The sequence below is a fragment of the Halomonas sp. EF61 genome (genome assembly GCF_040147045.1).
In the GTDB taxonomy this organism is placed as follows: domain Bacteria; phylum Pseudomonadota; class Gammaproteobacteria; order Pseudomonadales; family Halomonadaceae; genus Halomonas; species Halomonas litopenaei.
The window spans coordinates 822,442-847,998 of the sequence record NZ_JAMSHM010000002.1 but is presented as its reverse complement, the minus strand read 5'-3'; the positions used below and the strand labels follow the sequence as shown (position 1 = coordinate 847,998).

The window sequence follows — 25,557 nt, the reverse complement described above, 5'->3', positions numbered from 1 at the left end:
GTAGCTGCTCAGTTTCGGGCTATGGCTGGGGGCCAAACGTCTGCAAACAATGAAACGACAATGAGAAGATCGGCAGCTAGCCTGAGCTCACCAGATGCAAGAGCACCTATTGAGCCGATCCATCATGTCGTAGTGCCTGATGCAGACTCATGGCCGCCAAGCCTCAGGCAGCGTTGAGGCCATACTTGCTGACAAGATCAGCCAGACCGCCGTCGAAGCCCTGGCCAATGGCGCGGAACTTCCACTCTTCGCCGTGACGATACAATTCACAGAAGATCATGGCGTCTTCGGTGCTGTAATCCTCTGACAAGTCGTAACGAGCCACTTCCTGGTTGTTTTCCGCGTTCACCACCCGGGCAAAGGCATTCTCCACCTGTCCAAAACTCTGCCCACGGCTCTTTGACTCATGGATGGTGACGGTGATAGCAATGCGATCAATGTCGCGAGGGACAAGAGGCAAGTCGATGACGATGGTTTCATCGTCGCCTTCACCGTCGCCTGTAGTGTTGTCTCCAGTGTGTTCGACAGACCCGTCAGTAGATTTGAGGTTGTTGTAGAAGATGAAATCTTTCTCGTTACGGCATTTTCCGTTTTCATCAACCAGGAACACGCTGGCATCCAGGTCGAAGTCATGCCCGGTAGTGATGCGAGCATCCCAGCCAAGGCCAACCCGAATTTTCTTGATGCCAGGCGCTTCCTTGGTCAACGAGATGTTGGCGCCTTTGGAAAGTGAGATTGCCATGATGACCTCCGTTAGTGGCTTTCGCTCTTTGTCGGCTAGTGGAAGAGGTGTTACTGAAGTCCGTATTCCTTGAGGAATGCAGCCAGTCCTCCTGCGAAGCCATCTCCCTTTGCCGCGAAGCGCCAGTCACCATCTTTCTTGTAAAGCTCGCCGAAGATGACAGCCGTCTCGGTAGAGTAGTCTTCGGAAAGGTCATACCGTGCGATGACATCCTCACTGCCATCCTGAAGGATGCGGACATAGGCGTTGCTGACCATGCCGAAGTTCTGTCCACGACTTTCGGCTTCATGGATGGTTACCAGAAGAATGATTTTTTCGATGTTGCTATCTATGGCAGTGGTATCGACAATAATGCTTTCATCATCACCGTCTCCTTCCCCGGTCAGGTTGTCCCCAGAGGATGCGACACCGCCACACGGTGATGTTTGCTGACCATAGAACACCAGTGACTTTGGTCCGCCGACCGGTTTCTCGCTGGCGTCCAGCAGCAGGGCCGAGGCATCCAGGTCAAAGTCGGTACCATCGGTCTTGCGCGCGTCCCACCCCATGCCGAGAATAAACTTGGTGGCGCCGGGGGCTTCTTTTGACAGGTTGATGCGGCTACCTTTACTCAGATCAATCATGATTTGCCTTCTCCTTGGCTGGTGGCAGCGCTCAGTAAAGAGGCGCTGGAAAGTCTTGAATGGCTTTCCAGTGCCTCCTCAGTGGAGGCATCGGCTGACTTATGGATCAGAGGCATGTTGTTCCTTCTCGGGAAATAGAAGGCTTGCAACCACGCCAAGCGTAATAAGGCCAAGCACCACGATAAGACTTACTTCATGATGGATGTGATACAGACCCAAGGCGGAACTGCCGAGCTTGATAGCGATGAATACCAGCACGAGTGCGACGGCCTTCTCCAGGTGGATCAGGTACTTCGCTGCCGCTGCCAGCATGAAGTAAAGATTCCTGAGTCCGAGTATGGCGAAGATGACAGCCGAATAGACCAGGAATGGCTCCTTCGTTACTGCGATAATCGCCGGGACGCTATCGAAGCTGAAGATGATGTCCGAGACCTCGATGCAAAGAAGACACAGCAATAAAGGTGTCGCATATAAAGGTGCGCTTCTGGAAAGTGAAAATCCTTCCTTTTTAGCAACGCCATCGGCTATTGAGCGTTTCACAAGGAACTTGTTTTCCACCAGGCGGGGCAAGACGGGCAGCAGCTTCTTGGTCAACCGCACCGACCAGTGGTTTGAATAGTCGACGGTTTCATTGTTTTCCTCGTTGCCGCTGAACATCTTGATGCCTGTCCACAGGACGATGGCGGCGAACAATAGTTCGATCCAGTGGGAGAGACCAAATACAGCGGTGCCGGCCGCAACAAAGGCGGCACGAAATACCAGCGCACCAACGATGCCGTAGTAGAGGATACGGTGCTGCAAGATCCCCTTGATGCCGAAGCTGGAAAAGATGGCAACGAACACCATCATATTGTCTATCGACAGCGCTTTCTCGAGCACGTATCCCGACAGGAAGAGGCTGGCAAACTCTTCGGAGTATCTAAAATGAAGATAGCCGTAGAACGCTAGTGCCAGGCATATCCAGAAGACGGACCAGGCGGTCGCATTCTTCAAGGTGACCTCTTCGCTGTTTCGGTGAAAAAAAAGATCTAGCCAGACCGAAGAGACGACGGTTACCCCCAGAATTACTACGGCCTCGGAGGGGAATCCAAAATCCATGGGGACATTCCTTTATCAAGAGGGCAGGTCAAACTCTGACGGGGAAAGCCCCAACTCCTTGGCGATCTGTGATGCCTTGGCCTTCTCTTGGTCGTCAAAGTTGCCGTCGGCCCCGCCAATGGCGATAGCCAGACGAAGCACCATTCGCGCTTGTGCATCGTTTTTCTTTATCTTTCCAATGATTTGCATTGAAGTTATGCTCGCGATATCGACGTCGGTGCCAGGGTTGTCCGGGTCAAGGCGATCCAGATGCTTCTTGAAACACTTTCCTACCTCAATCGGATCAAAGATCTGAAGGGCTTCCAGGTTTTTGACAAAGTTGAATGCCTTTTCCTTCTCTTCCCGAGTGATGCTTCCGTCGGCAATGGTAATCATCGCACTTGCGGCCATTGCCGATTCGAGAAAATCAGCATTGCGATATTTTTTTGCATTTGTTGCTAGGTCGCTTAAGCCTTTCTTGGTCTTTTCAAGGAAGCTGTTCAGCATGTTTATCTCCGTTTTTTCGTGGTTTTTTATTCCTGTCTCAGCGTATCCCATCGTGACTTTTATCGATAAGTGTCGACTAATCTATTTCGGTAGGTCGGTGACAAGGGATGATCGAGATCATTTTTTACAGGGAGGCGGAAGTTTATGGACTGGGCATAATCTGGTGAAAAGGGGCTGGGCGACAACGCCATGTTTGGATCACTGTGATGGGGAGTTCTGGTGACCGTTTCTGGATATCGTCATCTGTCGAGTGGCAACACGGTGTCAAATGACGACGCCAATAGCGTCGGCTGCACTGATCGCGGCGTTTCATCTGGCCCCCGGCGGCCCCTTGGCGACGGGGCCGGTATAGACAAGGGGGCGTGCCGTTGGCGGGGGAGGGCTGAGGCGGCGGTGAAGGAAAGCCCTAGTCGCTGCCGCCCTCGACCATTTGCAGCAGCAGCAGACGCTGCCCAGGCCGTGTACCGGCAAGCAGCTTGAGATTGGCACGCAGTTCGATTCTGGCGCCGACAGGACAAGGAACGTCGGTATCGGCATTTTTCAACTCGGGCATTCCCTCGTTCACCAGAAACCAGCGTCCCTGGTGCTGCACGAAGTAGCCGACCCGTCGCCTATGAGCCGCAGGCAGGCGTTCATTCGGGGTGATGGTGCGGTCGATGTGCCAGGGAAAGAGGCTCAGGTTGGAGTACACCATCAGGCGATGGTTGTCCGGTCGATATTTTTCGCCACGCTTCGAGTACAGATTGATGATCGGCAATTGGCCCGTGTAGTGCGTGCCACAGAACGGGCAGCGTGGTGCCGTGGCATTGTCGAAGACAAACCATCCCTGCTCACAGGCGCTGTTGTGGCAGGGCTGTATCAGGTCGACGGTGCGTACCAGCGCCGACTCCCACTCGTCCGCGCTGGGCCGCATCGCCGGGTTGTGCAGTCCGTCAATGAAGGCTCTGTCGAAAAGCACCTTGAGGTAGGGGCCGGTGGCGGTGTAGGGGAGGCTGTCGGGGTCCACCCAGGGCAGTTCCGTGGGTCTTGCCCCATCGACGCTGAGGCGGTTGGAGCTATCTGCAGGGTGCTCGATGAACACGGCCTTTTCCCCCATGGCCAGCCGCTCGTCCTCGACCGGGTCCTTGGCGTGGATCTTCTTTCCACGCAGAGGGTGACGCAGCAGCAGCAAGCTATAGATCATCACGGCCAGCGCGTGGCTATCGGTGCTGATGCTGGGTAGCACGCGGCGAGGGTCATCCCGCGGCAGGCAGCTGCTCATCACGACCTCTGGCGCGATGAAGTCGGGTGTGCCGACCACCTCCGGTGGAAACCGAGCGGGGACCACCAGGCCATCGACATCGATGATGCAGACCCGGCCGCTGGTGGGGGCCAGCAGTACGTTCTTGTAGCTGAGGTCGGAGTGGGCGAGGCCCGCTGCGTGCAGGCGTCGCAGAGCGCGTGCCAGTTTGAGGCAGAGCTGCAGGTAGCCAAGCCAGTTGCCGCGCTCTCTGGCATCCAGAAACTTGAACTGATGGTGAGGAGAGGCAAACCATTTGCCTTGCTTGTCCTTGCCTCGAATCTTGAGCATGTCGTTGTTGAACGAACCATGCTTGAAGAAAAAGTGGTCGTGGTAGAACGGGGCCACGACACCGATGCGCCCGCCATGCTGGACCGTTGTGGTGGGCCAGCAGAACAGTTGTTTCCAGTAGTCCCCGGCCTCGCCTTCGAATATCCGCTCGCGGTAGGGGCCGGTGATCATGTCGAGCCGCTCGATGGCATGCACGTCCGGTGCCTTGCGGTAGAAGGCCACGACATAGTCCCTTTCTGGGCTTGCGTAGACATCCTTCATGCCGCCACTGGCGATGATTCTGTCACGGAACTTGATCGTCTCGCCGTTGGCGGCCGTCAGCGTGGTGATGGCATCAGTCATGCTGTCCCCCACCGACGGTTGATGCCGCTTCGGCGTCGGTGACGCCACCGCGACGATGCAGCAGCGCGATCGTGCGGTCATCGTGGTGCCGCTCGACGAAGAAATCGAGATACTCCAGCAGCGGATCCATGGTCTCCGTCGTTGATGGGGCCACCAGGTGCGGTCTGATGTCCTCGAACAACGACCACCAGAGGGGGCCATTGTGCAGATCATTGTCGGAGTCGAACTTCGGGTCGGTGACCCCATCGGTGGCCAGCACGAGCGCCTCCAAGGCAGGCAGCACCTGAACGTGAATACGCCGGTACAGATCATCGACCTCCTGGAACAGAGCCCTGTCGAGGAACCGTGTCTGGCCAGCGTGGTCTCCGCAATCGGGCGTATTCATCAGACGGACGTCATCTGGCGCCGCCAGCGCTGCGATCGCGCCATCGCCGATGCCGAAGCTGATGATCAGGTGACCGTCTTCGGTCGCTTTATGGACCGCCAGCAGCAGGGTCGTGGCGAAGGCCTTGACGGGGTGGCCGGAGGCCTCGGCTTCCTCGACGATGGCCTGGTAGCCGGCATGAATCGAGGAAACGACGGTACTGCTCAGCGCTGTGATTGCTGTCTGGGGTAGTGTCGATCGATCCGTCGACCTCCACCATTCGGTCAGCGCCTTTTCCAGGGCGCCACCTTCTCGGTTCAGTGATTCGCCAAGGACCTCAAGGGTACGGGTGGTGGCCAGCCGGCTGCCTTCCCGGGAAAAGTGACAGGAACCTGCTCCGTCACCGATGACCAGCAGGTCCCAGCCGCCCTCATGGTGGGTGATGACGCCATGATCATCGCGGTGACTGCCACGGTGGGCGTGTGATCGTCCTCGTTGTGACCCCACCGTCAGCTGCCAGCCTGGGCGGGACGCGCATCGATCGATGTCGCCTTCGGGTTTCGCGTAGGGTGCGGTCTGATCGGAAGGCATGTTCTGCCAAAGATCACGCGAGTTGGGGATGACGGCAAATTTCAAGACGGCATCCACCAGCGGTTGGCCATCATGGCCCACGCCGCGTACCCGTAGGCGATGAGAGCCTGTGCTGGAGGGGTATCCGCTGAGGCATGCAGGAGGCTCGAGCACCAGGCCGATATCGTCCCCCTCCATCATGGTTACCTCGGCACACGCTTGCAGGCCGGAACACAGGCGGGTCAGGTCCGCCCGGTAAAGCTGACCCAGGCGCCCGTTGGGTATGCTCAATGTCAGCGTGGCGATGGCTGGCTCATGGGTAGGGCGCGGCGTCATGTTCGTCGGGAGTTCTTCGCACGCCTGTGGTGTATTCGATGGACGGCTAGTGTCGACGGGCTCATGGGGAGCGCTGCCAGCCTCCTTGTCGGGTACCGCCGGGTCCTGCGGCAAGGAAGTCCGAACGTCTGCTGACTGGGCTTCGCCATAGGCGCGCATGGCCTCGCCGAGGTCTTGCCTGAAGCGCTTGATCAGGTGCTGGATCGTCGGCGATTCGGCGAGTCGATCCAGTTGCGAGGGGTGTCTGGGCCGAACATTCGGGTCCGGGTACAGGGTGGCGAGGATGATGCGAGCGTTGTGTCGCGGGGTATCGTATTTCACGTTCATCCAAGCCCCCGGGTCATATCGAAGCCGGCTCCATGGCTTTCGGCAACGAACTCGACCGACTGGTCGCACCAGGGACACTGCTGGACGCCGGGACCGTTGCAGCACATCAATTTTCCACAGCTGCACTTGGCGAGGGTGGTGCGGGCACCGCAATGGGGGCAGGGGGGAACGCCCTCGATCTGGCTTGTGGAAAGCGCCGCGTGAAGAGGCACGATAGATGACCACTCGAAGTAGCTTTCTTCCAGTGGGTAGCATCCTTCAAGACCGTAGAAGTGGTCCCAGTCACCCGTGCCGAAGGTACCGGGGACGGCCACACTGGCGTACTTGAGCAGATAGGGGCGAGATGTTCGGTGGCATCGACCGGTGAAGACCGCTACCCGTTCATCCATCGGTGCCCAGGATGATACGTCCGATTGCTTGATCAGGTTGATTCCCGCTTCTTCTGCCTTGGCGATCGACAGACGCGACGAAGTCCCCTCTGCGATATCGATGGCCTGGCTCTGGGCGGCCACGGAGGCGGTGACCCATTTTGCGAACCGTCCCAGTGCCTCGGCGCTGGCGGATTCCATGGCGACCACGTCATCGGTGAGGCGCTTGAGTAGCGCCAGGTCCGCCGCCGGACCCAGGGTCACGGCAATCAGGTGGGCGCGGCTGGCGAAGTGGCGTTGCCAGCGTGCTATCGCGTGATCGGTGTTGTCGGTAGGACGGCCGTCGGTCAACAGGTAGACGATGGGCTCCCAGTCCCCGCGCTGATCGGCAGTCGTCTTCTTGACGTCGACTTCGATGCGGGTCATCAGCTCGTCTAGGGCCGCCCCTAGCGCTGTACCGCCGCCAAGCGGCAGTCGTGGCGGGTAGAACGTCATCAGTTCGACCATCGGCACGATCAGCTGGGCCTTGCCGGCGAAGGCGATGACCGACAGGTGAACCGACTCCAGGGCGTGGGGATCCTGGCGCAGCGAGTCGACGATGGACTCCATCGTGTGTCCGAGTTCGGCCAGGGGGTCACCCGCCATGGATTCGGAGACATCGAGAACAAGATAGATCGGTAGACGACGCATCGGCGATTCCTCAGATCACGACCTGGACTTCATCGGGCGGTGGGGGCAGGTCGATGTCCTGGTCATCGTCCTGCTGTTGGCCGGATGCGGAAGCCGCGATCGAAGCCGACACCCACTGGAAGTAGTTGGCGAAGCTGGAACTGTCCATATGCTCCAGCGATACCGTCTGGGTAGCGAAGCGTTTCAGCTCCTGCGTCCTGGCCTTTGGCCCGGCGGCGCAGGCGATGATCTGGGCGAACTCCACGCCCTTGAGGCGCTCGACGGCACTGTTGAAATCCATGAGATCGGACGGTGAGCCATCGGTCATGACGAACAGCATCGGGCGAAAGTCGCCCTTCTGGTGGTCTGTCGAGGTACGGACATCCCTGGCGATTCGATCGCAGACGAAGTGGAGACCTTCTCCCAGGTGCGTCGCCCCCGAGCGAGGCAGTTCGATATCATCGATGTGCGCCGTTTCCAGGGCCTGCAGGGGGACCAGCTCCTTCACCTGGTTGTCGAAGGTGATGATCGAGATATGTACCGTTTCGAGGGCATAGGGATCCTGGCGCAGGGCGGACAGCATGGCGCTGATGCCGACGTTCACGGATTCAATGGGTTCACCGCGCATCGAGCCTGAAGAGTCGATGAGCAGATAGATGGGGAGTCGACGATCCATGTGAGTCCTCTTGTGATGGGGGCATGTCTTGGCGATATCGGTGATCTGGCTCTCGTCAGGGGCGGGGAAGCGGGGTCGGGTATCGAGACCAAGCCCCGGGACCAAGCCTCGGGACAGGCATCGATGCCCACCCGCACAGGTCGCAGATGTCAGCGGCTTCGAGAACGTCGAAGCAAGCGACCTGAACAGGCGGGTGTGGCGCGCTTTCCCGTGTCCTCGCCGTCGACGTGGAGACGAGCCCCCGGCCCGGTGCTCTAGCAATTATTAGGTTAGTCTGATGCTGACAAGCCGGTGCAACCCGGAACCTGACCTGGGTCCTGGGTTGGGCGAGTCGAATGCTCGATGGAAGCTAGGCGCTGTCCGAAAAGTCGACGAGCGAAGGTTAGACAAGGCAAAAATCGGTGAGAAAGCGCAGTTTACGGGGTGTAAATGAGCATTTTGATCCGATTTTTAACGCCGTATTACCGAGCGCAGGCACTTTTCAGACAAGCCCTAGAAGGAAGGCTCGCCAAGGTAAGTAGACGGTGCATGGCTCGTCACTCGTCGTGGGCGAAGGTGGGGTGACCTTCCCCCTGATCCAGGTTCACCCCCGTTTCATGCGTCATCGACACAGGCCCGGGACAGCAATTGCGTCAGGAGGCCCACTGGCATCGATAAAAAGAAGACGACAGGCTTGAGGGGTTCGTGATGTCGGCCTGGTCGAGGGAGCGGGCCTGGAAAAGCGGGCCTGGAAAGGCGGGATAGAGGCGGATGCGGTCGGAGAATGCCGGCCCTGGCAGTGGAGGGGCGAAGCGAGCAGATAGGGACCAGCGAGACGGTGTAAGGGCGTCGATGGCACCCTCTGCAGGGGGCGATAGAGACTTTTAACTATTTGTTATTAATGATTTTTTATTGGGTTGTGGGATTTTCCTTATACCATTCGCTATACCATCTTCTCTCAATACACGGCTGTGCATCCATGCCTTCGCAGCGAAGGCCACGCCCCCTGTCCACTTTCGGCCAAAAGCGGACATTTATCTAAAACTGATATAATGTTTCTGATAACCGGAATGCATCACTTCAGATCGTAATTATCACCGACGGCTTATGCGTGCCACCGGTTTGTCCAGATCGTTAGCGCATGACATTCCTAGCAGTTATTATCCTTCATTGCTGCATGCCACGATTTGAGCATATAAATCGAACACCATTGTCTAAACCACGCCTATAAGACACTACCATAGTAGTTGGCTGACCTGGAGCAACCGAACCAAACGTAGCTGAATTCGAAGAGATACGTTCGCTTGAATTTGGAACCCATCCGTAATCCAAGATGATACCTTTGGCAGTTTGATTCAGTCCATAGAAGACCATTTCTCCGCTCTTATAATACGTGGATGGCGCAACGACTACAGCCTCATTATGCTCCCATTCAATCTTAGGGATTCCGCCATCAACGTCCCACCCAGCCCGGCGAAGAATAGAAATTAGTTGCTCTCTGGAATATACTCCCCTGCATTTGAACTCTTCTCCATTTGGAGTTAATTGCGTCCAATAGCCTGTATGATGAGATGCATCATGCTCAGATGCATAAGTGACAGGAAAGACAAAAATAAGTGTCGCAAAACCAAAGAATTTTATTAATGTGGAATTGAGTTTTCTCATGTAATTCACTCTTTATCTACCTGCTCCACGATAGGCGACGAAGGGTCGAGCAACACATTGTCACTCTTTCTACTTTCAAGATTCGGTTGCCTCCCCCCATCCCACGAATACTCAACCATTGTTTTGCTAGAAATTACGAATGCGACCAAGAACACTCCTAATGTCACCATAAATAGACCAGGGGAGCTCATCGATAAGTGCCCTTTGAACTCGCCTTTCGTAGCTTCCAACTCTACTCTAGACTCTGCAGTCCTTAGAACATACAAAGCGCCAGTAAAAATCAAAAGAAAAGACAAGAATAACGCTGAGGTCTTAGCAACAGCGAAATCCCACGCTCGGGAATAGGTCAGAATGCTTGCATGATCTACATATTGATGATCGGCCGAGGCTATCTCAATTCCATCGCGGTAGTTAGAATATTGAAACAGCAAGCTTGACACGAGGATAGCGATGAGCGACAGCAACAAAACGGCAACCGCACCGAATATTGCGATGTCTAGCTTGTTTAAGAGTCTTCTGCCCATATCGTGCCTCGTAAGGGTTAACATGGATGAACGTGTATGCAGCGTTTTCCGGCAAGGCCGCTCGCTGACGAATGCCGAACAAGCTCCTTCAGCATAGTCTGAGGTTCAGCATGCGGCCAGAAGCGGACATTCAGCCAGCGCTGATATAACGCTGAGCACAGGGGTGCCTCGACAGTGGCCTCCGGCGACCATCGGCCGCGTACTGATGCGATTTGTTATGTGGTTGCTTCTTGGTCGTCTTGATACACAGGATAGTCAAATGATTTTGAGTACTTGTTTCGCAAAAGCTGATCCTGAACAACTGCCCGGAGTCTGCGCTCGCTAGCGCTTTCCAGAACCTCCTCTAAAACTTCATGAGGAATAAAAATCTCATGGAATTTCCCAGATTCTAGTGCGACAGGACATCCGTCCTCGACTTCGTAGAGATTTTGCGCACTGTGGCACCAGTCCACTGCTCTCGGTATGCGGCGATACTTAAGTCTATGCGCAGGCTTTCTCCAAACGGACTCCCTTCGAAGCGGATATAGAAGTTGAATGTTAGCCAAGTGAACCGTGTGCGGGGAAGGATTTTTGACTGACACGAAGATACCGTGATCGAAATCGTCGCCTTCCCCCGTAACTTCAAATATGAGGTCTACTTTATACCGAGGGATAGCTCGGCGGTCTCAAATCCCAAGTAGCCTCCTATCTAACTGAAATATAACGCCCGCATTATAGGTGCGAGCTTGCGAGCATCCTAATTGATGAGATTTTTAGGTTTCGTCTTCCCATATCTGTATGACATGCTCAGGTAAGAAAACTACTGAGTCTTCAACTTTAAGATGTTCTTGCTCGTCGGAACAGGCTGGTACGTTATTTAGCTCTCCCGTGTAATAAGGCCCTGCTTTCCCAGTTACAATTACCCACATCCTTTCCGCAGAAACATCACCAAACTCTTCATCTTCAGGAACAGAGATTTCAAAAGGAAGCTTTACAACATCGCCTTTTACCAATGACCGACGATCTTGCTCTGGTGGCATGTAGAATGTTTCAGGAGTGCGTTGATGCTGTGCTAGGCCGCTTAATAATTGATAACCATCCAAGTCTAAAGTTGCTAACCTCAACTCCTCAAAATCATTTGTGTCACCTAAGGAAATTGAAACAAAGGCGGGCTTTGCACCAAGATTAGGTGCTTGGTGCAACGGCTCTTTGTAAACTGTCCGGAGTAGTGTTTCTAAATTACCATCAAAGTTTTCGTCATCACGCATATCAATTGCGTAAATACCAAAAAAATGGGGAGGGATTGAACAATTGTCACCAGGCTCGAACTCACCATTTTTTATAATTGGTATGAACTTGCCTCGTTCTATTCCCGCTGCTATTTGCCCACTAATTATTTGTTGTTCATATCCTACCCCACCACTTCGACTTGTGGATTTTTGGCAGTAGTTAGGAGTACAAATAATAATAACGTAGTCACTACTAGTTGCTTCTTCTTCCATGAATTGCGTAAGACTCTGCCCCGGTGCGACATGCCATTGATCCAAGCGCGCATCAACACCATTTACTATTAATCGCTCCGATAACTCTCTAACCCAAGATTTATGTTCTTCTGAGTCCCAAGAATAAGAAATAAATACCTTCGGATTACTCAAAATTTCTCCTAGAAACTTAACAGGTATTAGACAGCGCGCTCGTTTATTGGATTGAACGATCACGCCCGTTCAATACTCTTATGCCGACACGCTAACCCATTGATTTTTATGTGAACTTTCGTCGACGAGGCTATGTTATACCAATAAACGCGCTTGCTGCCTTTGTCTGCATCACCGCTTTGGGTCGTAAGCCTCCTCCGGACCAGTCAGGCTTTTCTAAGAGCATACTGTTGCGAACTTGGCATAGATTCACCTATCGCGCCACTGACGCTACTCCAACGCGTAGCATCCTCAGTATAAATTCGCATGATCCTTGGTGACCCTCTATCACCGGCAGAGCCCAGTAGTGGTGCGTGTAGGCGGCCGCGGCCAGCGCATGGGTGCATTAAAGACCGACAGGTCTAGCGCGCAGGCGGGGCGGGGTGTCGACAGAGCGCCATATTGTGGTGGCGATGGGTAGAAGCGCAGCTTGGGGAGGGCGGAATTGGCCTCAGAATGAAGCGCTTACCAGCGCTGCCTCCAGCTCCTCAGGCGTCTCGCTGTCGCCCTGCAGTTCTGGATGGCCTCTCGCGGTATTTCACCGCTTAGCGCTGGGATCTCTGTTTGATGCTCATCGCTGGCGTTGGGTGGCGGTAGCAGTAGCAGCTTGAGGAAGAGGCCATCGATAGCGGCCAACTGTCTTCGCTCAACGTCATGTTTGACCTGTTGAGTTTCCTGCCGGACGAGGTCGCTGAAAGCTCCTCTACGGACTGCTTGCTGTTGCCGATCTGATGGCCGGTGTCGATCTTGTGTCAGCACCGAGCCGGGCCATAAACAAGGCGTGGGTCATCTTTGAGCAGCAGGATTGATGAAGTGCAAAGTACGGTTGAGCCCGGGCAGGAAGGGCTTGCAGCAACATCCAGGAGCAATAATCGGGGAAAAAACGCCGGAATGTCAGGGGAGGGGGCATGGATCGCAGATCTGACATGGCGCCCTCTGCAGGATTCGAACCTGCGACCTGCCGCTTAGGAGGCGGCTGCTCTATCCTGCTGAGCTAAGAGGGCGTTGGGGCGGCATTATAAGCGGCTGACTCGCCAAGATAAACCCGCAGGTGGCTGGGACGGTGGCTGGGACGGTGGCTGGGCAGGTGATCCGGGCGGGTGTCAGCGCTGGCCTGGCTCGGTAGAATGCGCGCCACGGCTCTTTGTTATCCACACCTGTCTGGCGTTTTCGATGTCTCAACACCCCACGAGTGACGCTGCCGTCACTCCCGCTGCCGGTTCTGTCGCTGCTTCTGATGCTGCCGCTTCTGTTGCTGGTCATGCGTCCGGCGGTGCGCCGCTGTCTGCCCATGGCGATCGTCACTTCGATGGACTGGCGGACAAGTTCTCGGCGTCGCTCTACGGGCACCTGCGCGGCGAGCTGCGCCTGTCGTTGCTGGACCGTCTGCTGCCAGAGATGCTCGATCTCGAAGGCCAGCCGGTGCTGGACGTGGGCGCGGGGCTCGGTCAGCAGGCCCAGTGGTTTCTCGAGCGTGGGCATGCGGTGACGCTGGCCGAGCCCGCCGGCGAAATGCTCGACCGGGCCCGGGAGGCGATCGACGCCCAGGGTGTCGAGGCGTCCCGGGTCCGCTATCTGACGTCGCCGCTGCAGGACCTGGCGGGCGAGGCCCCTGGGCCCTGGCCGCTGGTGGTGTGCCACGCGGTGCTCGAATGGCTGGGCGACCCCAGGGCGGCCATCGATCGTCTGGCCGCGCTGATGGCGCCGGGGGCTCAACTGTCGCTGATGGTGTTCAACCGCGACGCCCTGCGGCTGTCCAACGTTGTAAAGGGCAACCTGGACAAGGCGCTGGAGGATCGGCTCGAGGGCAAGGGACAGCGCCAGCGGCTGACGCCGATCTCGCCGCTGACCCATGACCAGGTGATGGCCTGGACCGAAGAAGCCGGGCTTCGTTGCGAGGGCGTGGCGGGAATCCGGGTGTTCCATGATTACCTGCGCCGCCCGCCCCAGGACGACAAGGAGCTCGACAAGCTGGTGGCGCTGGAGCACGCCTACTGCCGCCTGGACCCCCACTGGCGGCTGGGCCGCTATCTGCTCTATACCTTCCGCCGTCCCGCCGACCCCGAGGGGAGTCCATCGCCGCGCGACGGCGACGCTGTCACCCGTGAGGAGACCCCGACATGAGTGCCGAAACCCCGGTGTGCCAACTGCTGGAGCGTCAGGACGCCGACTATCGCGGCTGGTGGTGGGTGGCGCCGCCTCGGGATGGCTGGCTCGAGCAGGGCGAAGGGACCCTGATCAGCGCCGATGTGTCGGTGCGCGCCGCCTGGCAGGCCCAGGGGCGTCCGGCGCTGTCGCCGTTCTCGCCCGAGGCATCGCCGCCGCCGGGTGTGGTGCTGTTCTGGCCCAAGTCCCACGCCCTGGGGGAGTGGTGGCTGCTGTGGCTTTGTCAGGTATTGCCCGAAGGCACGCCGATGCAATTGGTGGGCGAGCACCAGGGCGGTATCAAGCGGGTACTCAAGGTGCTGGCGGCCCTGGGCATGGGCTGTCGCAAGCTCGACAGCGCCCGGCGCTGCTCGTTGTTCGCGACCCGCTCGGCGCCCCAGCCCCTCGACCCGGAAGCGGTGTGGACGCGCTTCGAGGCCGCCGGCCTGACGCTGGCAAGCCACCCGGGCGTCTTCGGACACGGCAAGTTCGACGAGGGCACGGGGCTGCTGATCGAGCAGCTAGAGACCGCCTTGCCTCGGGGTCAGGTGCTCGACATGGGCTGCGGCGACGGCATTCTGGCGGCCTGGATGGCACAGCAGGGGCGTGATGTCACCGCGGTGGACGTCAGCGCCTTTGCGGTGGAAGCGACCCGGCGCTCGCTAGCGGCCAATGGGCTCAACGGCGAGGCACTGGAAAGCGACGTCTACTCGGCGCTGGCGGGTCGTCGCTTCGACGCCATCGTCTCGAATCCGCCCTTTCACCAGGAGCGTTCCATCGATTACGGTCCGGCGGCCCGTCTGATCCAGGAGGCGCCGCAGCACCTGACGCCGGGCGGGCAATTGATCCTGGTGGCCAACGCCTTCCTGCCCTACGCAGATCCCCTGGAGAAGGCCTTTGGTGGCTTCGAGATCCTGGCCGACAATGGCCGTTTTCGGGTCTACCGTGCCCGCCTCGCCAGGGGCTAGCTAGGTACCTGCCGGGCTAAGTGCCTGCTGGGCTAGGTCTTCTGACCCGGCGTGCGGTAGTGGATCTCGGTGATCAGCCAGGTGGTCTCCCCGCCGGGGGCGGCCACCGTCACTTCGTCGTCCAGCGACTTGCCCAGCAGCGCCTTGGCCAGCGGCGCGTCGACACTGATCCATCGCTTGCTGGTGTCGGTCTCGTCGTGGCCGACGATGCGCACTGACATCTCTTCGCCGTCTTCGTCCTCCAGGGTGACGAAGGCACCGAAGAACACCCGATCGGTGTCCGCCGGCAGGCGGTCCACCACCTGCAACTCATCCAGGCGTTTGGTCAGGTAGCGAATGCGACCGATGACCCGGTTGAGTTCCTTCTTGTTGTAGGTGTAATCGGCGTTCTCGCTGCGGTCGCCAAGGGCCGCCGCCTCGCCCACCTTGGCCGATAGCTGCGGTCGCTTGACCCGGCTCAGGTGGTCGAGAATGCCTCTCAGGCGCTCGGCACCTTCCAGGGTGATCAGGTTGCTTTTGGGTTCCTGACGGGGATCCTTCGCCGGGTCACGCCAGCGAGTCATGTTGCGGCCTTTCATGGCGATCCTCGGTGCGTCGTTGAATCAGACAAGGTCCACGAGGGTGCCGCGACTTGGGGCAGGTCGCAAGCGCTTTGGGTGGTTGGGGAAAGGTCAGGGGAGCGATGCAGTGAGCGGTCGACGAAGAATGCGACTGGCGAATAAATCAAACGTTCGTTACATTTCAGGGAGGGCGCCAGAACGCGTGTGGCTTTGCGTATCGGGTCACAACGCCTGGGTCAGTGCTCGGCACCGCTTGGCCTGATCGCTCGGCCTGATCGCTCAGCCTGACTGCGCACTACGGCCGCCCATCATGACCACCCAGCATCAGGGTGCATCACAATAACAGTATCCGGAGCCGCCAAATGTCACGAACCCTGTTTTCCGCCTCGCCTGATGTTCCATCTACCGCGTTGCGCCGACGCCCGCGTCGGCTCTTAGCCACGACGGCGCTGACGCTTGTCACCCTGTCCGCCTGCCTCGCCAGCGGCGTGGCGCTGGCCTGGCAGGGTGAGCTCGACCAGCTCAGGAACCGCTGGGAAAGTGTCACCACCTCGAGCGCCTTGTCGGCCCAGGAAGCCCCGTTGACGGCGCTGGCCGCCGAGGCCCACGAGCTGAGCTCGGCCAATCCCAACGTTAGCGAGCTGCTGGTATGGGAGGGCATCATCGAGGCGTCCCTGGCCAAGGCCAAGGGTGGGCTTGGCGCGCTGGACAACGCCAAGGCCGCGCGGCGGGCGCTGGAGCGGGCCATCGCACTGGACGCCAATGGCCTCGATGGCTCGGCCTACGTGACCCTGGGGGCGCTGTATGACCGTGCTCCGGGCTGGCCGGTGGCCTTCGGTGATGACGACAAGGCCGAGGAAATGTTCAAGCGCGCGCTGACGATTCGCCCCGGCGGTATCGACGTCAACTACTACTATGCCGCCTACCTGGCCGATGAAGGGCGCGATGCCGAGGCCCGCCAGCACGCAGAAAAGGCCATCGCCGGCGCGGTTCGCGCCGGACGCGAAGCCTCGGACCAGGCGCTCAAGGCCGAGGCGCGCGCCCTGCTCAACGAGCTCTGATCAGGCGCTCGACGAGCTCTGACCCGCGCCGATTTCCCTGTCGTTTCCCGCCTTGACAGGAGGCCCCACCTGGACTCGCCTTGTGGGGCCCCTGACCGATCCGGATAATGGGCCGATCTGTCTGCGGAGGTCCCCATGCCGGAAACGAGCAACATCGATGCCCCCTTTACCGCCCAGGACGTCGAACTGGTGTCACGCGATTGCCTGCACCAGGGCTTCTTTCGTCTGGACAAGCTGACCTTCCGCCATCGCAAGTTCGAAGGTGGCTGGAGCGAGGCGGTGGTGCGCGAGGTGCATAGCCGGCACGACGCCGTGGGCGTCATGCTCTATGACCCCGAGCGCGACAGCGTGGTGCTGGTGGAGCAGATCCGTGCCGGCGCAATGGAAGACGCCCACACCCCGTGGAAGCTCGAGTGCGTGGCCGGACTGGTCGACAAGGACGAGTCTGCCGAGGAAGTGGCCCGTCGCGAGGCCCTCGAGGAGGCCGGTTGCGAGGTCGGGGACCTCATCTTGCTGCATAGCTACTATCCTAGTCCGGGTGCCTGCGACGAACGTGTGACGCTTTTCTGCGGCCTCGTCGATACCAGCGGACTGGGTGGGGTGCATGGCCTGGACGAAGAGCACGAGGATATCCGCGTCCATGTGTTGCCATTTCATCGTGCCTGGGAACTTCTCAATCAAGGGAGACTCGATAACGCCATGTGCCTGATCGGCTTTTACTGGCTGGCCGCCGAACGGGCGTCGTTGAGAGCAAGGAGGTAGCGTGACCCAACGCAGCGCCTACGTCACCGATCTGCGCACCCTGCAGAGCGAGTGCACGGCCAACTACATCCGCCTGACGCGCCTGCTGGGCGAGCTGGAAGAGGGCGAAAGTCGCGAGGTCGAACTGCTCAACGGCGAGCGTCGACTCGGTGCCCTGCGCCTGCATGTCGAAGAGCTGGCGCCCTATACCAGCATCATTCGCGTCAGCCAGGAGGGTATCCTCGACGGCGTCATCGACAGCCCGCGCATGCGCGTGCACCTGTATCACGATGTGCGCATGGCCGAGGTCACCGACTTTCAGCGCCGGCGCCACTTCGATGGCCGCTACCGCTATCCCAACGCGCATATGCACCAGCCCGACGAGAAGCTGCAGATCAATCGCTTCCTCGGCGAATGGCTCGATCACGGGCTGGCCCACGGCCACTCGCTGGATCTGCCGCAGTTGCCCTGAGCCGGTTCGCCGTTGCCGCCCGTCGAGAGATCTCCATGCGCCTGATCCAGATTAGCGATTGCCACCTGTACGCCGACCCGATGGCGCGCTCGCGCCGAGGCCTGCCCGCCCATCAGCTGGAGGCGGTGGTCAAGGCGGTGGACGCCGACCGCCCGGACCTGGTGCTGGTCACCGGTGACATCAGTCAGGATGAGTCCGAGGCCGCCTACCGGCTCGCCATCGAACGATTGAGCCAGCTCGACTGTCCCTGGTTCTGGATTCCCGGCAACCACGACGACATGGCGTTGATGGGCGCCGAGCGGGACATCCTACCCGAGGTCGAGGCCGGCCACTGGCGGCTTCTGCAGCTCGACACCCAGCTTGTCGGCGAGGCCTCCGGGCAGCTGGGAGAAGAGGCCCTGGCCGCGCTCGGCGCGCGTCTGGCCGAGGACGATCGCCCGACCCTGATCGCCATGCACCATCCGCCGCTGTCGGTGGGCAGCGCCTGGATCGACGCCCTGGGCCTGGTAGATGCCGACGGCTTCTGGGAGGTGCTGGACGGCTATCCCCAGGTGAAGATGGTGCTGTGCGGTCACGTGCATCAGGCCTTCCACGGCGTGATGTCTCTGGCCCATGGACGGGTCGACGTCTACGCCTGTCCATCTACCTCTGATCAGTTCCTGCCCGGCAGTGAGGACTTCGCCGTGGACGAGGCGTCGCGCCCCGGCTACCGGGTGGTGGAGTTGAAACGAGAGGGAGAGTGGCAGACTTGGGTAGAGCGCGTCGATATCTAGGAGTCTTACGCTTGGTTCTAAAAAGATAGTTATTAATTCTTTTACGTTATTACTCGCCCCGCAGTATCCTCGCTGACATCTCCACTTTTCCCGTCATGCGAGGTGTCCGGCCATGACCAGCCTTTCCGCACCAGCCCGTGAGCGCGCCGCCCAGGCGTCGCTCACGCCGAAGCGACTGACCCACCTCAAGCAGCTCGAGGCGGAGTCCATCCATATCATCCGTGAAGTGGCCGCCGAGTTCTCGAACCCGGTGATGCTCTACTCCATCGGCAAGGACTCCTCGGTGATGCTTCACCTGGCGCGCAAGGCCTTCCATCCTGGCCCGCCGCCGTTCCCGCTGATGCACGTGGACACCACCTGGAAGTTCCGCGAGATGATCGCCTTCCGCGACCGCATGGCCAAGGAAGCGGGCATGGAGCTGATCGTCCACACCAACGAGGAAGGGCGTGCCGCCGGCATCAACCCCTTCGACCACGGCTCCAGCGGCTATACCGACGTGATGAAGACCCAGGCCCTCAAGCAGGCGCTGGACCAGTACGGCTTCGACGCCGCCTTCGGTGGCGCCCGCCGCGACGAGGAGGCCAGCCGTGCCAAGGAGCGGGTGTTCTCCTTCCGCGACCGCCACCACCGCTGGGACCCCAAGAACCAGCGTCCGGAACTGTGGAATCTGTACAACGCCCGCATCAACAAGGGCGAGTCGATCCGTGCCTTCCCGCTGTCCAACTGGACCGAGCTGGATATCTGGCAGTACATCTACCTCGAGAACATCGACATCGTGCCGCTTTACTTCTCCGCCCCGCGCCCGGTGGTGGAACGCGACGGCATGCAGATCATGGTCGATGACGAGCGCCTGCCCCTGGCCGAGGGCGAAGAGCCCGAGCAGAAGTGGGTGCGCTTCCGCACCCTGGGCTGCTATCCGCTGACCGGTGCGGTGGAGTCGAAGGCCCAGACCCTGCCGGAGATCATCCAGGAGATGCTGCTGACCCGCACCAGCGAGCGCTCCGGCCGTGCCATCGATCACGACCAGGCCGGCTCCATGGAGAAGAAGAAGCGCGAAGGCTACTTCTGACGCCGGCACCGACCGCACGCAGCCACGCGCCTTGCTCCGGCCGACAGTGATCGGGAGCGAGGACGCAGATGACAGATCAAGGGCCCGGCGTCCTGCACGACGTCGGGTCACCATCAGGGGTACAGCATGTCTCACCAGTCCAGTCTGATTGCTGACAACATCGAGCAGTATCTGCACGAGCACGAAAACAAGGACCTGTTGCGGTTCATCACCTGCGGCAGCGTCGACGACGGCAAGTCGACCCTGATCGGTCGCCTGCTGCACGATTCCAAGATGATCTTCGACGACCAGCTGGCGGCCATTACCCAGGCCTCCAAGACCAAGGGCACCACCGGCGAAGAGGTGGATCTGGCGCTGCTGGTCGACGGTCTGCAGTCGGAGCGCGAGCAGGGCATCACCATCGATGTGGCCTATCGCTTCTTCTCCACCGACAAGCGCAAGTTCATCATCGCCGACACCCCGGGGCACGAGCAGTACACCCGCAACATGGCCACCGGTGCCTCCACCGCTGGCCTCGCGGTGATCCTGATCGACGCCCGTTACGGCGTGCAGACCCAGACCCGTCGTCACAGCTTCATCGCCGACCTGCTGGGCATCCAGCATCTGGTCATCGCGGTCAACAAGATGGACCTGGTCGACTACTCCCAGGCGCGCTTCGACGAGATCGTCGCCGACTACCGCGCCTTCGCCGAGCAGCTCGACGCCAGCGACATCCACTTTGTGCCGCTGTCGGCGCTCAAGGGTGACAACGTGGTCGATCGCGGCGAGCGCCTCGACTGGTACCAGGGCCCGGCGCTGCTGGAGCTTCTGGAGACCGTGGAGGTCAGCCGCGACCAGAACCTGAGCGATCTGCGCTTCCCGGTGCAGTACGTCAATCGCCCCAATCTCGATTTCCGCGGCTACGCCGGCACCCTGGAGGCGGGCATCCTGCGCCCCGGCCAGGCGGTCAAGGCGCTGCCGTCCAACAAGCTCAGCCGGGTCGAGCGCATCGTCACCTTCGAAGGCGATCTTGACGACGCTTACCCGGGCCAGGCCATCACCGTGACCCTGGAAGACGAGATCGATATCTCGCGTGGCGACTGGCTGGTGGCGGCAGACGCGGACATCACCCTGTCCAATGCCTTCGACGCCGACATCGTGTGGATGCACGACGACGCCCTCGAGCCTGGGCGTCAGTACGATATCCGCATGGCCGGGCGTGCCGTGGCAGGCCACGTCGACGCCATCCACTATCAGGTCGACGTCAACAGCCTGGAGCGTCATGGCGCCGAGCGACTCGAGCTCAACGCCATCGCCCGCTGCCGGGTAGCGCTGACCGCCGAGGTGCCCATCGATGACTACGCGCGGGTGCCTGGCACCGGCAGCTTTATCGTCATCGACCGGCTGACCAACGTCACCGTGGGCGCCGGCATGATTCGCGGTGCGGCCAGTGTCGAAGGCGGCGCTGCCGAGCAGGTCGACTGGGCCGGCTTCGAGCTGGAACTCAACGCCCTGGTGCGCAAGTACTTCCCCCACTGGGAGGCCAAGGACGTGCGCGAGCTGCTCAAGCGCTGACGTCCGCGACCGGCTTCACCATCGTTGGTTCGCTGCAACAGCGGCGTCTCAGTGGCCTGGTTGAATCAGGATACTAGTGCTTTCCGATGGATTTAACTCCAACTGAGCAGCTAGATGGTGGCGGGCTGGTGCCTGGGCTAGACCAAAGGCAGGATGCGTCGCGTGTGACGTCATGACGACGTCTTCCATTCCCCCACGGAAGCAGGGAGGGCATGAACATGGTGGCCTGCCATCTCTATGACAATATCGAAATCGCCTGCCTGTACCATTTTCCGGTCAAGCTGTCGCTGCGAGACGGTGACGAGAAGCACGGCGAGGCACTGGATACCGCCTTCAACGAGGATCGCGAGGAGTGTCTGTCGCTGAAGACAGAGCGCGGCGAGCGCATGGTAGTGCTCGACGACATTACCCGCATGGAAGTGCTGGTCGACAACCCCCATTTCATGGTGCTGGACTTCGTTTGACGCGGATCCGCCACTGACATAGCCCCTGACACCGCCCCTGACACCGCCCCTGACGACGACGCCCCGCTGACTGGATCAGCGGGGCGTCGCGCGTTATGGGGGCAGGGGGGGGGCGCGGAATCAGGCTGGGCGCGTCGCGATCACTACGGCCCGACGCGGGGCCGGGTGTCCCTCGCGGGTCAGGTGGGGGCGCTCGGGGTCGAGGAAGTCACCCAGCGACTGAAAGGTCATCCAGTCGGTGGAGCGCTGCTCCTCCAGGCTGGTGGGGGCTTCATCCACCACCCGAACGTCGCAAAAGCCGACCTTCTCGAGCCAGCCCACCAGGGCGCGCGACGATGGCAGGAAGTAGACATTGGGCATCGCCGCGTAGCGATCGCCCGGCACCAGCACTCGGGTCTCGTCGCCTTCCACCACCAGCGTCTCGAGCACCAGTTCGCCGCCCCGACGCAGGGCGTCGCGTAGCTGCATCAGGTGGTCGAGGGGGGAAGGGCGGTGGTAGAGCACGCCCATGGAGAACACGCTGTCGAAGAAGCCCAGGCCCTGGGGCACATCGTCGATGCCCACCGGCAGGAAGTGGGTGCGCCCGCTGTCGGCATCGCCGACGAAGTGCTTGACCGCCTGGAACTGCCAGTAGAAGCGCGGTGAGGGATCGATCACCAGCACGAAGTCGGCGCCGGCGCCGGCCATGCGCCAGGCGTGATAGCCGTTGCCGCCACCCACGTCGAGCACCCGTCGACCGCGCAGCGGCGACAGGTGCGGCGCCAGCCGCTGCCACTTCCAGTCCGAACGCCACTCGGTATCGATCGCGATGCCTGCCAGCCGGTACGGGCCCTTGCGCCACGGCATCAGCGCGCGCAGCAGGTTCTCGCTCTGGCGACGACGGCTGTCATCAAGCTCCAGCTCGACCGTGACCTCGTCGCGATCGAGCTGGACCTGGCGCTTGTCGGGCAGCGCCGGCAGCTTGGCCACCGCCTTCTCCCAGGCCGGCAGGTCGCCGTGACGCTGGCGGTCGAGGCCACGGGCGAACTGCTCGGGCAGGCGGGCAAGCCAGTCGCCCATGCCGGCGTGGCGGAAGGATTGCTCGAGAAAGGCGCGGTACACATTGCGCTGATGCTCGGGAATCATTTGAAGGCCACCATGGAGGCGAAGTTCAGATACTGAAACCAGGTCAGCGAGCGCGCAAAGCCTACCTGCGCAAGGCGCTGGTGGTGCTGCTCCAGGGTGTCGGGCACCAGCACGTTCTCCAGTGCGTTGCGCTTCTGGCTGATCTCCAGGTCGCTGTAGCCATTGGCGCGCTTGAAGTCGTGATAGCGCTCCACCAGCCAGGCATTGTCCTGTTCGTCACCGGCCTTGATCTTCTCAGACAGGATCAACACACCGCCGGGCTCCAGCGCCTGGTAGAGCTTCTCGAGTACGCCGTCGCGATCTTCCGGGGCCAGAAACTGCAGCGTGAAATTCAACACGATCATGCCGCTGGGACGGTAGTCGAGGTGGCGGATGTCGCCTTCGATCACCTCGATGGCGTGGTCGGGGCACTCGTGCTCGAGGGTCTGGCGGGCGCGCTCGACCATCGCCGGGGACAGGTCGACCCCGGTCAGGCTGAAGGCGTCCTTGGGTAGCTGGCCGGCCAGCGCCAGGCCCACGGCGCCAAGCGAGCAGCCAAGGTCATAGACGTGGGCGCCGTGGCGCAGGTGGCGCTCGGCGATTACCCCCAGCATGCCTAGGATCTGGCCGTAGCCGGGGACCGATCGGCGAATCATGTCGGGGAAGCAGGCGACGACCCGCTCGTCGAACGAAAAGCGCGCCACCTTGTCCAGGGGTGTGGAAAAGATGGCGTCACGGTAAGATGCGTCACTCATGGATTGCCAGTGTTGTCGGGCTCGGGGGGAGTGATTGTACGCGCCCCGCGGTCAGGCTGCACGATGAGGCTTGCCGTCGCCGTTCGGCCCAGCTTTGCCCACCAGACAGGGCCCAAGGAGAGGAATCATGCCATCGATCGATCAAACGCCGGCCTGGCAGGCGTTGAAGCAGAAGGCACAGGAAGTCGGCAAGCGGCACCTGTGCGACATGTTTCGCGAGGATGCCGGGCGATTTGCCACCTTCAGCCACGAGGCTGCGGGGCTGAAACTCGACCTGTCCAAGCAGCGCTGGGACCAACAGACCCTCGAGGATCTGCTGGCGCTGGCCGACGAGGCCGGCGTGCCCGACGCCATCCGTCGCCTGCTGGCCGGTGAGCGGGTCAATGTCAGTGAGGACCGCCCTGCGCTGCATACCGCGCTGCGTCTGCCGCAGGATGCGTCTCTGGTGGTCGAAGGCGAGGATCTGGTGCCGGCGGTGCACGCCACCCTGGACAAGATGGCGACCATGGTCGAGCGCTTCCATTCCGGCCAGTGGCGCGGCGCCACCGGCAAGCCGATCCGCGACGTGGTCAATCTGGGGGTCGGGGGCTCCGACCTGGGGCCGTTGATGGTGACCCACGCCCTGGCCGACTATCGCCCGGCGGATACCCATCCGGTCGAGGTCCACTTCGCCTCGACCATGGACGGCTCCCAGCTGGTCGACTACCTGATGCGCTTCGACCCCGAGACCACGTTGTTCGTGCTGTCGTCGAAGTCCTTCACCACCATCGATACCCTGTCAAACGCCAACACCGCGCGGGACTGGCTGCTGTCCCGGCTGGTCGAGGCGCGCCAGGAGGGCGTGGATCGCGAGTTGGTGCTGCGCCAGCACTTTATCGGTGTCTCGGCAAGCCCGGACAAGATGGCCGAGTGGGGCATCGCCTGCGACCACCAGCTCGAGTTCTGGGAGTGGGTCGGCGGGCGCTACTCGCTGTGGGGTGGCATCGGCCTGCCCATCGCCCTGGTCATCGGCATGGACGGCTTCCGCGACTTCCTGGCCGGCGCCCACGCCATGGACGTGCACTTCCAGAAGGCGCCGCTCGAGGACAATCTGCCGGTGCTGCTGGCGCTGGCCGGTATCTGGAACAACAACTTCCTGGATATCCGTGCCCACTCGATTCTGCCCTACGACGGACGCCTGGAATACTTCGCTGCCTACCTCGAACAGCTCGAGATGGAGTCCAACGGCAAGTCGGTGACCAACGACGGCGATATCGTCGACTACTCCACCTGTCCGGTGCTGTGGGGCCAGCTCGGGCCCAACGCCCAGCACGCCTTCTACCAGTTGCTGCACCAGGGCACCCAGGCGGTGGAGTGCGACTTTATCGCGCCGCTGGCCCGCTACGATGACGTCGAGGATCCGGCCACCCGCGAGCACCTGATGGGCCAGCACCGGCTGACGCTGGCCAACTGCTTCGCCCAGTCCCGTGTATTGATGCTCGGAGACGACGCCATCGCCGATGACGGTCCCAGGCCCGAGCACAAGCGCTATCGTGGCAACCAGCCCTCGACCACCCTGCTGCTGGAGCGGTTGACCCCGCAGACCCTGGGCGCGTTGATCGCCCTCTACGAGCACAAGGTGTTCGTCCAGGCCACCATCTGGGGCATCAATCCCTTCGACCAGTGGGGCGTTGAACTGGGCAAGAAGATCGCCAACGAGACCCGTGACATCATCGAGGGGCGCCAGGGCCTGGAGGCGATGGATGACTCCACCCGTGGGCTGATCGAGGCCACCTGGCAAGCCGCGCGGGACTGATGGCCGTTGGCATGCGTGATGGCGACAGCGCCCCTGCAGGCGCAGGGGAGGGTCGAAAACTGGCCATTTATACAGGTTTTCCGT

The 25,557-nt window shown here is 60.4% G+C and carries 24 protein-coding genes and 1 tRNA gene; 10 read left to right on the top strand and 15 right to left on the bottom strand.

What is annotated here, in order from left to right:
- Positions 1 to 163 precede the first annotated feature (163 nt).
- From NFI08_RS12620 to NFI08_RS12565, 12 genes are all read right to left on the bottom strand, one after another.
- Positions 164 to 742, bottom strand: a complete 579-nt coding sequence (locus tag NFI08_RS12620) for a TerD family protein (RefSeq protein ID WP_108449840.1) — start codon at positions 740 to 742, stop codon at positions 164 to 166.
- 50 nt (positions 743 to 792) lie between these two features.
- A complete protein-coding gene (locus tag NFI08_RS12615) occupies positions 793 to 1,365 on the bottom strand; it encodes a TerD family protein (RefSeq protein ID WP_290442791.1) in 573 nt (190 codons plus the stop codon).
- A gap of 99 nt (positions 1,366 to 1,464) precedes the next feature.
- Positions 1,465 to 2,463 carry a TerC/Alx family metal homeostasis membrane protein gene (locus NFI08_RS12610; protein WP_108449839.1) on the bottom strand — a complete coding sequence of 333 codons (999 nt, stop codon included), beginning with the start codon at positions 2,461 to 2,463 and terminating at the stop codon, positions 1,465 to 1,467.
- Positions 2,464 to 2,478: 15 nt separating this feature from the next.
- Entirely contained in the window at positions 2,479 to 2,949 is a 471-nt protein-coding gene (locus NFI08_RS12605) for a tellurite resistance TerB family protein (protein WP_349589758.1), read from the bottom strand.
- Positions 2,950 to 3,355: 406 nt separating this feature from the next.
- Positions 3,356 to 4,861, bottom strand: a complete 1,506-nt coding sequence (locus tag NFI08_RS12600; protein ID WP_349589755.1) for a helix-hairpin-helix domain-containing protein — start codon at positions 4,859 to 4,861, stop codon at positions 3,356 to 3,358.
- Complete coding sequence (locus tag NFI08_RS12595) at positions 4,854 to 6,458, bottom strand: PP2C family serine/threonine-protein phosphatase (protein WP_349589752.1); 1,605 nt, start codon at positions 6,456 to 6,458, stop codon at positions 4,854 to 4,856. Before NFI08_RS12595 ends, NFI08_RS12600 begins: the two co-directional genes overlap by 8 nt.
- A complete protein-coding gene (locus NFI08_RS12590; protein WP_286985176.1) occupies positions 6,455 to 7,516 on the bottom strand; it encodes a TerY-C metal binding domain-containing protein in 1,062 nt (353 codons plus the stop codon). Before NFI08_RS12590 ends, NFI08_RS12595 begins: the two co-directional genes overlap by 4 nt.
- Before the next feature lie 10 nt (positions 7,517 to 7,526).
- On the bottom strand, positions 7,527 to 8,171 hold the full coding sequence (locus NFI08_RS12585; RefSeq protein ID WP_045994743.1) for a vWA domain-containing protein: 645 nt from the start codon (positions 8,169 to 8,171) through the stop codon (positions 7,527 to 7,529).
- Positions 8,172 to 9,317: 1,146 nt separating this feature from the next.
- Positions 9,318 to 9,815 (bottom strand): hypothetical protein, encoded by a 498-nt coding sequence (locus NFI08_RS12580; protein ID WP_162816524.1) that lies wholly within the window; start codon positions 9,813 to 9,815, stop codon positions 9,318 to 9,320.
- Positions 9,816 to 9,820: 5 nt separating this feature from the next.
- Positions 9,821 to 10,339, bottom strand: a complete 519-nt coding sequence (locus NFI08_RS12575) for a hypothetical protein (RefSeq protein WP_108449834.1) — start codon at positions 10,337 to 10,339, stop codon at positions 9,821 to 9,823.
- A 752-nt stretch (positions 10,340 to 11,091) separates the two neighbouring features.
- Entirely contained in the window at positions 11,092 to 12,036 is a 945-nt protein-coding gene (locus NFI08_RS12570) for a toll/interleukin-1 receptor domain-containing protein (protein ID WP_349589747.1), read from the bottom strand.
- 903 nt (positions 12,037 to 12,939) lie between these two features.
- Positions 12,940 to 13,016 (bottom strand) — tRNA-Arg (locus NFI08_RS12565).
- Positions 13,017 to 13,185: 169 nt separating this feature from the next.
- On the opposite strand from NFI08_RS12565, the gene NFI08_RS12560 reads away from it, so the two are divergent.
- Positions 13,186 to 14,136 carry a methyltransferase domain-containing protein gene (locus NFI08_RS12560; protein WP_349589744.1) on the top strand — a complete coding sequence of 317 codons (951 nt, stop codon included), beginning with the start codon at positions 13,186 to 13,188 and terminating at the stop codon, positions 14,134 to 14,136.
- Positions 14,133 to 15,125: a methyltransferase gene (locus NFI08_RS12555; RefSeq protein ID WP_349589741.1), complete on the top strand. Its 993-nt coding sequence runs from the start codon at positions 14,133 to 14,135 to the stop codon at positions 15,123 to 15,125. The genes NFI08_RS12560 and NFI08_RS12555 overlap by 4 nt, the downstream gene beginning before the upstream one ends.
- A gap of 32 nt (positions 15,126 to 15,157) precedes the next feature.
- Here the strand turns inward: NFI08_RS12555 and greB are convergent, their stop codons facing one another.
- Complete coding sequence (gene greB, locus NFI08_RS12550; RefSeq protein ID WP_108449830.1) at positions 15,158 to 15,703, bottom strand: transcription elongation factor GreB; 546 nt, start codon at positions 15,701 to 15,703, stop codon at positions 15,158 to 15,160.
- A 344-nt stretch (positions 15,704 to 16,047) separates the two neighbouring features.
- Between greB and NFI08_RS12545 the strand changes: the two genes are divergently transcribed.
- The 7 genes from NFI08_RS12545 to NFI08_RS12515 all read left to right on the top strand — a co-directional run bounded on the left by NFI08_RS12545 (position 16,048) and on the right by NFI08_RS12515 (position 21,819).
- Positions 16,048 to 16,746, top strand: coding sequence for a hypothetical protein (locus NFI08_RS12545; protein WP_349589738.1), 699 nt, complete (start codon positions 16,048 to 16,050; stop codon positions 16,744 to 16,746).
- A gap of 135 nt (positions 16,747 to 16,881) precedes the next feature.
- Positions 16,882 to 17,508: an NUDIX domain-containing protein gene (locus NFI08_RS12540; RefSeq protein WP_108131435.1), complete on the top strand. Its 627-nt coding sequence runs from the start codon at positions 16,882 to 16,884 to the stop codon at positions 17,506 to 17,508.
- 1 nt (position 17,509) lies between these two features.
- A complete protein-coding gene (locus tag NFI08_RS12535; RefSeq protein WP_045994525.1) occupies positions 17,510 to 17,959 on the top strand; it encodes a DUF1249 domain-containing protein in 450 nt (149 codons plus the stop codon).
- Between the two features lie 35 nt (positions 17,960 to 17,994).
- Positions 17,995 to 18,732, top strand: coding sequence for a metallophosphoesterase (locus tag NFI08_RS12530; protein ID WP_349589733.1), 738 nt, complete (start codon positions 17,995 to 17,997; stop codon positions 18,730 to 18,732).
- A 112-nt stretch (positions 18,733 to 18,844) separates the two neighbouring features.
- On the top strand, positions 18,845 to 19,801 hold the full coding sequence (gene cysD, locus NFI08_RS12525; protein WP_045994523.1) for a sulfate adenylyltransferase subunit CysD: 957 nt from the start codon (positions 18,845 to 18,847) through the stop codon (positions 19,799 to 19,801).
- A gap of 126 nt (positions 19,802 to 19,927) precedes the next feature.
- Positions 19,928 to 21,355 (top strand): sulfate adenylyltransferase subunit CysN, encoded by a 1,428-nt coding sequence (gene cysN / locus NFI08_RS12520; RefSeq protein WP_045994522.1) that lies wholly within the window; start codon positions 19,928 to 19,930, stop codon positions 21,353 to 21,355.
- A 212-nt stretch (positions 21,356 to 21,567) separates the two neighbouring features.
- A complete protein-coding gene (locus NFI08_RS12515) occupies positions 21,568 to 21,819 on the top strand; it encodes a Rho-binding antiterminator (RefSeq protein WP_231498472.1) in 252 nt (83 codons plus the stop codon).
- A gap of 120 nt (positions 21,820 to 21,939) precedes the next feature.
- Here NFI08_RS12515 and cmoB read toward each other — a convergent pair whose 3' ends face one another.
- The gene (cmoB, locus tag NFI08_RS12510; protein ID WP_349589729.1) at positions 21,940 to 22,944 is read right to left on the bottom strand and encodes a tRNA 5-methoxyuridine(34)/uridine 5-oxyacetic acid(34) synthase CmoB; all 1,005 of its coding nucleotides are present in this window, start codon (positions 22,942 to 22,944) and stop codon (positions 21,940 to 21,942) included.
- Positions 22,941 to 23,678, bottom strand: coding sequence for a carboxy-S-adenosyl-L-methionine synthase CmoA (gene cmoA, locus NFI08_RS12505; RefSeq protein WP_349589726.1), 738 nt, complete (start codon positions 23,676 to 23,678; stop codon positions 22,941 to 22,943). Before cmoA ends, cmoB begins: the two co-directional genes overlap by 4 nt.
- Before the next feature lie 127 nt (positions 23,679 to 23,805).
- Here cmoA and pgi point away from each other — a divergent pair, with 127 nt between their 5' ends.
- A complete protein-coding gene (gene pgi / locus NFI08_RS12500) occupies positions 23,806 to 25,473 on the top strand; it encodes a glucose-6-phosphate isomerase (RefSeq protein WP_045994518.1) in 1,668 nt (555 codons plus the stop codon).
- Positions 25,474 to 25,557: the final 84 nt, after the last annotated feature.